This window comes from Pirellulales bacterium, assembly GCA_035499655.1.
Classification (GTDB): domain Bacteria; phylum Planctomycetota; class Planctomycetia; order Pirellulales; family JADZDJ01; genus DATJYL01.
In genome coordinates this window covers 1-7,659 of record DATJYL010000052.1, presented here as the reverse complement: position 1 = coordinate 7,659, position 7,659 = coordinate 1, and the positions used below count along the sequence as shown (strand labels likewise).

The following is a 7,659-nucleotide window of genomic DNA, read 5'->3' as shown; positions in this document are numbered from 1 at the left end:
GCCTCTGCATTTTTTGCGATCACCCGAGCGTCACAGGTATTCGGTCGAAGGTGATGCATGTCGGCAAGCAGAATGGCAAACAAAGAAGACCGCCACTAACGCGACGATCTGGACCTATCAATCAGTTGACCGCAAAGATGTAATGGCGGTCGTTCGCGTTGATTTAGATGATGGCAATAAGACCTACAGGCCTTACTACTACACCGGCAAATTCTGGCAGCGTGGCGATCCGCCAGGCAAGCTGCCACTTTACGACCTGCCATCAATTCCGACTGCATCGAAGGTATATATCGTCGAGGGCGAGAAGTGTGCTGAGGCAGCAAAGCAACTTGGCTTTGTAACGACTACATCTGCACACGGCGCAAATGGTGGCAAAAACACTGACTGGTCGCCGCTCGCCGGCAAAGAAGTAATTCTACTACCTGACAGTGATCCGGCGGGAGAGATGTACGCTACATCAGTTGCTAGATGGCTTTCCAAACTAACCCCTCCTGCAAAGTGTCACATAAAGCGGCTTCCAGGTCTCTCTCCTAGCGGTGATATTTGTAATTTTATCGCCGCATGTGGAGATCAAGGCAAAACCGATTCAGAGATCGCAGCCAATATCGAGGCACTGCCGTTGTGTGAGTTATTGCCTGCCACTGCTGATGTATCGACATCGCAAAAGGAGGATGCGAGCGAGCTTGATCCTGGTGATGAAGCCCGCTCTTTTCTGAAAACCACCGAAACGGACGGAGTGCCTTGTCTTCAATATCACAATGAAACATGGCTCCATTGGAGAAGAGGAGCGTACCGGATCATCCCGCAGTCAGAAGTAAGGGCACAAGTAATTCGGTCTCTGGATGTGGTTTATCGAAAGCTATCCAGCGGAAACACGAACAACGTCTGTGACCACCTTCGCGCACAAGCAATGCTTAGCACGCAGCATGATCCACCATGCTGGATCTGCGAAGTACCAACTGACTGGCCCGCTGACGAGATTTTAGCAACCAGGAATAAATTAGTTCACCTGCCGTCGCTCGTCGAAAGCAAGGACGATTATCAGATCAATTCAACTCCGAGGTTCTTCGGAACCGCTGCCCTGGAGTTTGACTTTGATCCGCAGTTTCCGGAACCCAAAGAGTGGCTTTCATTCCTTCATAGTCTGTGGGGCGATGATATACATTCGATCGAGGTTCTACAGGAATGGCTGGGATACCTGCTTACCCAAGACACCCGTTATCAAAAAATCCTATTGCTACTAGGACCAAAGCGTAGCGGGAAGGGGACAATTGCTCGTGTCTTGCGAGAATTAGTTGGTCGAGCCAATGTTGCTGGCCCGACACTTGCAAGTTTTTCCCAAAATTTTGGGCTTTGGCCGCTACTCGGAAAGTCTGTAGCTATCATCTCTGATGCTAGGTTGAGTCATAAGAGCGACCAAGCGATCATTGCCGAACGCCTTTTAAGCGTCAGCGGTGAAGATGCCGTCACTGTCGATCGGAAGTTTTTGGAGCCGGTTACATGCAAGCTTTCGACCAGGTTGATAATCCTCACCAACGAATTGCCGCGGCTCTCGGATTCGAGCGGAGCCCTGGCGGGGCGGTTTATCGTGCTGCGGCTGACCGAAAGCTTCTTCGGCCGCGAGGATACCGATTTGACGCAGAAACTCCTGGTTGAATTGCCCGGAATCCTTCTTTGGGCAATTGAAGGCTGGCGGCGACTCCGCGAGCGTGGTCGGTTCGAACAGCCGCGTGGCGGTGAAGAGCTGGTTGAGGATATGCACGATCTTGGCAGTCCCATCGGTGCCTTCGTGCGTGAGCGATGTTTGATCGGGCCAGAATACGAGACATCAATCTGCAGCTTGTATTCAGAGTGGAAACGATGGTGCGAGATCGTGGGACGCCGAGATCCTGGGACCGAACAAATTTTTGGGCGCGACCTCACCACCGCTATTCCGGCGATTCGCCGGGTTCGCAAGAACACAAGTGGTGTACGAGAAAGGTTTTATGTCGGAGTAAAGGCTCATGCTGCATGACGACAGGTCCGCGACGGTCCGCGGCCCTGGGCATTTTACGCGCACGCGCGCACGAGAAGGAATAAATTAAAGAATGGGCGAAAAGAATACTCAAATAGCGCACAATGGACAAGGCCGCGGACCGTCGCGGACCACAAGCTGGCCGCCGGCATGGCTGAGTCAATCAGTTCAACTCCCGGACGAAATTCCCAATCCCGCAACCGGCGAGCCGATTGGCGCGGATGACTCTGACTCCCCAGGGCGTTGCCGAGAAGTCACTTGCGGCCAAGCCGCTCTTTGCCTGTGCGGATCGGCGAGATTCATAGACGTTCCGATTCACAGTGGTCGATCGACTCGGCGCGACTGTGCTGACTGCGGGAAGTTTGTTGATTTTCCCTTTTGGTATGCGATTGATACTGGACATAAAGACCAGTAAATGGTATGATAGCCGCAATGGCAAAAAGACAGTGTAACAAACTAACGGACCAACTGCGGCAAGCGATCGACGATTGTGGCCTAACGCGATACGAAATTGCCATGCGAACCGGCATCGACGAAAGCGCCCTGGCAAAGTTCTACAATGGCCGTCGAGGACTTTCGATGGAAGCACTTAATGCTCTCGGCGAATTCCTACATTTGAAAATCGTATTGGGCAGAACATCAGACATGAAAGGTAAATGACATATGGCCAGCATTTCAAAGGATGGCAACGGAAACCGCACGATCCAGTTTGTGGCCGGTGACGGTCGGCGTCGGTCGATCCGCCTGGGTAAGTTGCCATTGAAGGCTGTGCGGGAAATCAAAACCAAGGTCGAATCGCTAAACGGGGCGGCAGTGGCCCGGATCGGCTGGGATAAGGAAACGGCCGAATGGGTCGGTGGCTTGGAGTCGACTTTGTACGACAAGCTGGCTAAGGTCGGATTGGTGCCCAAGCGTGCCGCACCGGAAAAGGCCACGCTGGGACCGTTCATCGACGGCTACATCGCCAAGCGTACAGACGTAAAGCCGAACACAAAGCTTCACTTGGAACGTGCCCGCCGGGATTTAGTGGGATACTTTGGGACCGACAAGCCCCTGGCGGACATGACGGAAGGCGACGCCGACGAATTCCGGGTAGCAATTCGCAAGCGTCTGGGTGAAAACACTGTCCGACGCACCTGTGGCCGCGCCCGGCAATTCTTTCATGCCGCGGTAAAGCGGCGATTGATTGTCAGCAACCCATTTTCGGAAATGAAGGGTATCAACGTGATGGCCAACAAAGCCCGCGAATACTTCCTGAGCCAGTCCGATGCCCAAAGGGTTATCGAAGCCTGCCCGGATGCCCAATGGCGGTTGCTGTTCGCTCTGAGTCGCTATGGCGGTTTACGTTGCCCGTCAGAGCATCTTGGTTTGCGATGGGCGGACGTGGACTGGGAGCGTGGCCGGTTGACCGTTCACAGCCCCAAGACGGAACACCACGAAGGCAAGGGCGAAAGGACGATTCCGATATTCCCCGCCCTACGGCCGCACCTAGAAGCGGTATGGGAGCAAGCTGAGGCGGGAACTGAATACGTCCTTACAAGGTACCGAGACCCCAATGCGAACCTGCGGACGCAATTCGAGCGGATCATCCGTAAGGCCGGTCTGACGCCGTGGCCCAAGCTGTTCCAGAATCTGCGTAGCACGAGGGAGACCGAACTGGGCGATATGTACCCTATCCATGTGGTTTGCTATTGGATGGGCAATACGCAGGCCGTGGCGGCGAAGCACTACTTACAAGTTACCGATGCTCACTTTGACGCCGCGTGCAGCGCGCTGCACAATCCGGTGCAGTATGCAGCCGATTCGATTCGCATCGATTCGCAAAAAAAAATGCCGCACCCCGTTTCTTCCGAAGAATGCGACGGGATGCGGCAGTTTACAAGTGTCCTAGCTCCCCGAGTAGGACTCGAACCTACGACCCAGCGGTTAACAGCTTGCCTTGGGAGCCGGCTGAAAAGCCTGTTTTTCCCGAACAATACTGCGATTCTAGCGTGCTGACGCGGGATTGCAAGCCATTGCACACGATTGCTGTTTTTCTCGAAGAATAGCTGTAGTGCGGAATGCGAAACCGGTAGACTACCGGATTTGCTTTGTGTTCAGGTGTTCACTGTCATAGGGGCTTTGCCCAATAATTCCCTTTTGCCCGCTAATTGGTCCGTCTGCCCGCTAATTCGACTACCGCAACTTTGTATCCGGGCAGATGCGTCTATATAAAACGTCGTCGTCGGACCGCTTGCCCTTCGCGTGTTCAGCTTCCGCATCAGTGCCGACAAACAACTCCGAAAAGTACATGCAGCACCCTGCATTGTTTTCTCGTCTACCCAAATGTTCGAGTGCAATATGTGGAAGCGATGATAACCGATGCCCCTCCTCGTCTAGATAATACTCTTCATCGCGAGCCCAGCCGAAATTCTGCTTTGACGAAGTGATGATAAGACCGTCAGCGGGAAATCGCTCGACAATCTTACCAGTGTCGCTTGGAAGCTCTGGATAGCCAGGCACCTCCCACACGATCAATGCCCATCCATGAAAGCCGTCTGGGAATTCACGTACTTCTGGCGGACGCTGCTGGCTGCATCCGACAAGCAGCAAGTATAGAACAAGCAGATAGATCGGTTTCATACCCCGTATTGTAGCCGATGGGCGTCCGTCTATCCTAAGCGGGTTCGCTCGGCAATTCTCGGCAGAGAATTCATTTCTAGCCAGCCGTAGCAAAAGAGGGGTTTAGGGGTGTAAAATGACGCCCGCAGGGGTACATACCCCCGTTGTGTTCCTGAAAAACTATTGCCTAGAGGTGACGCGATGGCTGAGGAGATTGACTTACGACAAGAAGTAGGAAGGGCGTTTGGTGACCAGATAGAAGACGGCTACCTTATTCACTTGCTCTACCGAATGATCGAAAACATTGAACGGTATAAATCAACCGCATCCGAACTGGAAAGCCGTGCCGCATCGTTGTTGAAGGAACAAATCAGGCCACAAGATGCCATCGAAACTCTACAGGGGGTAGCAAGGAACTGCCGAGCCAACGCCGAGCAACTACAGGAAGTATTCAAAGCAGACTTGGTGAAGTTTTCAAAGGCATATAGGAAGAAAGCTTAGTTCTACCGAATACCTTACGGGAAACGTGGAATTTATTAGCAGCGTACCTGGTAACCGACCCCGCTCGATTCGATAAACAAGATTTAGAGGAGCATGATTTGAACGTTGTCTTTCAGTCCGGCCGCTACAAGTCGATTGTGGCACCGTTTAAGTGGAACGGAATTCCTAATTTTGCAGTTCTTACTGGACCAAATGGAGCAGGCAAAACGCAGATTCTCCAATTGATTTCTGACGGGATCGCAATTCCCGGACAACCACAGAAAGCAAGACTTGATGGGTTCCCGATAAAGAGAGAAGAAGCACTGTTTATACGAAAATGGGAGCTAGGCGGTGACCATCTCGCGACTCAGGATTCTGTTTCTAAGGCCCTAATGAGTTATTACCGGGGTGAATTTCGGAAGAATCAAGGTGGGCGTACAGTTCGGATTCAACAAGTCGTCCAAAAAAGAACTGGCAAATCCTTAAGTGTATTAACCGAAGACGAAATACTGAACGTTTTGCCACCCGAGGCTCTTTTTCAAGAACGGCACGGATTCAATGCAGTCTTAAGTGGTCTCGCACAAGCGTGTGAACACTACTATCTCGCAAGGTTAGAATTGATATTGTCGGCTTGCGAGGCGAAGCAACAGACACCAACTGAGGAGCAAATAATCCAAGCTATCGGAGTGCCGCCGTGGCAACAAGTTAATCGGTTGCTTTCAGCCGCTGGAATTGAACTTAAATTTAATTCGCCCGAAGGGACTGGATTGAAGGTTATATATAAGCTTCGGATAATTGGCCCTCAAGGTGTTCCCATTTTGCCAAATGATCTATCCTCAGGCGAAATGACATTGGTGGGGCTCATCCTTCTTTTCTTCAATTCACGACATAATGGAATTGTTCCAAAGTTACTGCTCTTAGATGAACCAGATGCCCATCTACATCCTGCGGTTATTCGTAGTTTTTATCATGGTTTGAGGGACGTAATCGGTAAAGAGTTTGGCTGCCGCATCGTCGCGACAACTCATCGTCCTGATACGGTAGCCCTTCTTAACCGTGAAGAACTGTTCGAGGTGTTTCCAACAGGCGAACGCATTCGACCCGTGAGGTCTATCGAAGCTACGCTAGCCCGACTTTCCGCAAATCTAGTAGCAGTGCTAAAGAATACGCGGTGCGTTTTGGTCGAGGATGAAGACGACGTTATCTTCTACAACATTGTGCGAGACCTGATCGCGTCGGAAACCGAAACGTCACTTGATCCGCTGCCGGTGTTCCAGCCGGCATCAACCGGTATGGGGAAAGATAAAGTCGCAGGTGGATGTACGGTAGTCGGGGAATGGGTGAAAAAGCTTGCCGCATCCGGTCTCGGACAATTATTGCACGGCGTGATAGATCGTGACCGCGACAATCCATCTACTGACAATGTCCATCTATTGCCACGGCACAGCATCGAAAATTACATTTTTGATCCACTCGTTGTGTATGAATGCCTGCTCAACCAAAGCAAACCGCCGTTGGTGGAGGGCGTTTCGTTAGTCGCGGGCGAAAGCTGTAAAATCAAAGAGTTGCCGAACGAGTTATTACAGCGGATCGTTGACCATATTTCGCAACCCGTATTGGCGAAAATTAACGACGGATCAGCTCAGTCCATGACTGTAACTTTTACTAATGGAAAAGTCGTTAATTATTCCACAGTCTTTCGCGACAAACGAGGGCACGATCTTTCTCAGAGAGTGTATGAAGTACATCAGACGACCAGACCGCAGTTATTGGAGGCGATGAAACGCCTGCGATTGGTGCCGAAAGAACTTGTGGATATGTTCCAGGCAATCATTGGACCCGTTCAAACGTAACTGTATAAGTTGTAATAGAGTACCTACAGCATGTTCAATTGGTGGAATTTACTAACTTTGAAAGTGGTATGGGGCAGGATCGGGAAACAACACGGCGTCCGGTAGGACAGCCAGTTCCACCCGGCGGGGTTCAATGCCGGCCCGGCGATGGTGTTCGGCTTCGGACCATGTTTGCCGCAATGCGGCCGTGGCCCGGGCAATCTCATCCAAGGTGGGCAGATAGAATTCTTGGGGCTGGGGCATGGCCTGACTCGCACTGGACGGGTTTGATCTTTACCGCCTTGGGGCCTTTGCGGGTAGACTGTATTTCAAACTCCACCCTCCGATGAACCAGTGTTTGGTCGAACGGAAGAAGTTCCGCCAAATCGTCACGATGGAAAAAGATGCTGCGGCCGTCTGCGGTAAGGATGAAACCGAAGCCACGGTCGAGCTTGACATTGGTTACCATGCCTTGCATCGTTGCATCCCAAAATAAAACTGTGGCACCGGGGGGTTGGACATTCCTGGTGCCACAGACACTTCCACCGGAGCTACTGTCCGGAAGATTCGTTATCAGCCGCTGCCGCCAGTGCTGTCAGTCGGCGCTTAAAACCAGCCACCCATCGGCGCATTAAAACCAGCCAGCTTGAGCACGGACGATTTGGCCTAATGGCCTTCTTAGCGGCAATTGCCGCGGAAGGAGGCCAAGATGGCGAATCGACTCAAGATGGC

Annotated in this window: 8 protein-coding genes; 6 read left to right on the top strand and 2 right to left on the bottom strand. The window is 52.0% G+C overall.

Annotated elements, in window-relative coordinates; translation table 11 throughout:
- The 3 genes from VMJ32_03505 to VMJ32_03495 form a co-directional block, all read left to right on the top strand.
- Positions 1-2,014: phage/plasmid primase, P4 family (locus tag VMJ32_03505; protein HTQ38065.1), on the top strand; the 2,014-nt coding region annotated here is incomplete at its 5' end.
- 420 nt (positions 2,015-2,434) lie between these two features.
- A complete protein-coding gene (locus VMJ32_03500) occupies positions 2,435-2,674 on the top strand; it encodes a helix-turn-helix transcriptional regulator (GenBank protein HTQ38064.1) in 240 nt (79 codons plus the stop codon).
- A gap of 3 nt (positions 2,675-2,677) precedes the next feature.
- Entirely contained in the window at positions 2,678-4,012 is a 1,335-nt protein-coding gene (locus VMJ32_03495; protein ID HTQ38063.1) for a tyrosine-type recombinase/integrase, read from the top strand.
- Positions 4,013-4,189: 177 nt separating this feature from the next.
- On the opposite strand, the gene VMJ32_03490 is transcribed toward VMJ32_03495, so the two are convergent.
- Positions 4,190-4,636 carry a hypothetical protein gene (locus VMJ32_03490; protein ID HTQ38062.1) on the bottom strand — a complete coding sequence of 149 codons (447 nt, stop codon included), beginning with the start codon at positions 4,634-4,636 and terminating at the stop codon, positions 4,190-4,192.
- 180 nt (positions 4,637-4,816) lie between these two features.
- On the opposite strand from VMJ32_03490, the gene VMJ32_03485 reads away from it, so the two are divergent.
- On the top strand, positions 4,817-5,116 hold the full coding sequence (locus tag VMJ32_03485; protein ID HTQ38061.1) for a hypothetical protein: 300 nt from the start codon (positions 4,817-4,819) through the stop codon (positions 5,114-5,116).
- Positions 5,117-5,214: 98 nt separating this feature from the next.
- Positions 5,215-6,948, top strand: coding sequence for an AAA family ATPase (locus tag VMJ32_03480; GenBank protein ID HTQ38060.1), 1,734 nt, complete (start codon positions 5,215-5,217; stop codon positions 6,946-6,948).
- Between the two features lie 51 nt (positions 6,949-6,999).
- On the opposite strand, the gene VMJ32_03475 is transcribed toward VMJ32_03480, so the two are convergent.
- On the bottom strand, positions 7,000-7,191 hold the full coding sequence (locus VMJ32_03475) for a hypothetical protein (GenBank protein ID HTQ38059.1): 192 nt from the start codon (positions 7,189-7,191) through the stop codon (positions 7,000-7,002).
- Between the two features lie 82 nt (positions 7,192-7,273).
- On the opposite strand from VMJ32_03475, the gene VMJ32_03470 reads away from it, so the two are divergent.
- Positions 7,274-7,423 carry a hypothetical protein gene (locus tag VMJ32_03470; GenBank protein ID HTQ38058.1) on the top strand — a complete coding sequence of 50 codons (150 nt, stop codon included), beginning with the start codon at positions 7,274-7,276 and terminating at the stop codon, positions 7,421-7,423.
- Positions 7,424-7,659 lie beyond the last annotated feature (236 nt).

What these genes read in the sequence shown, in the direction of transcription:
- VMJ32_03500 (HTQ38064.1), top strand. Translation starts at nt 2,435, where the DNA reads ATGATAGCCGCAATGGCAAAAAGACAGTGTAACAAACTAACGGACCAA.
- VMJ32_03495 (HTQ38063.1), top strand. Translation starts at nt 2,678, where the DNA reads ATGGCCAGCATTTCAAAGGATGGCAACGGAAACCGCACGATCCAGTTT.
- VMJ32_03490 (HTQ38062.1), bottom strand. Translation starts at nt 4,636, where the DNA reads ATGAAACCGATCTATCTGCTTGTTCTATACTTGCTGCTTGTCGGATGC.
- VMJ32_03485 (HTQ38061.1), top strand. Translation starts at nt 4,817, where the DNA reads ATGGCTGAGGAGATTGACTTACGACAAGAAGTAGGAAGGGCGTTTGGT.
- VMJ32_03475 (HTQ38059.1), bottom strand. Translation starts at nt 7,191, where the DNA reads ATGCCCCAGCCCCAAGAATTCTATCTGCCCACCTTGGATGAGATTGCC.
- VMJ32_03470 (HTQ38058.1), top strand. Translation starts at nt 7,274, where the DNA reads ATGAACCAGTGTTTGGTCGAACGGAAGAAGTTCCGCCAAATCGTCACG.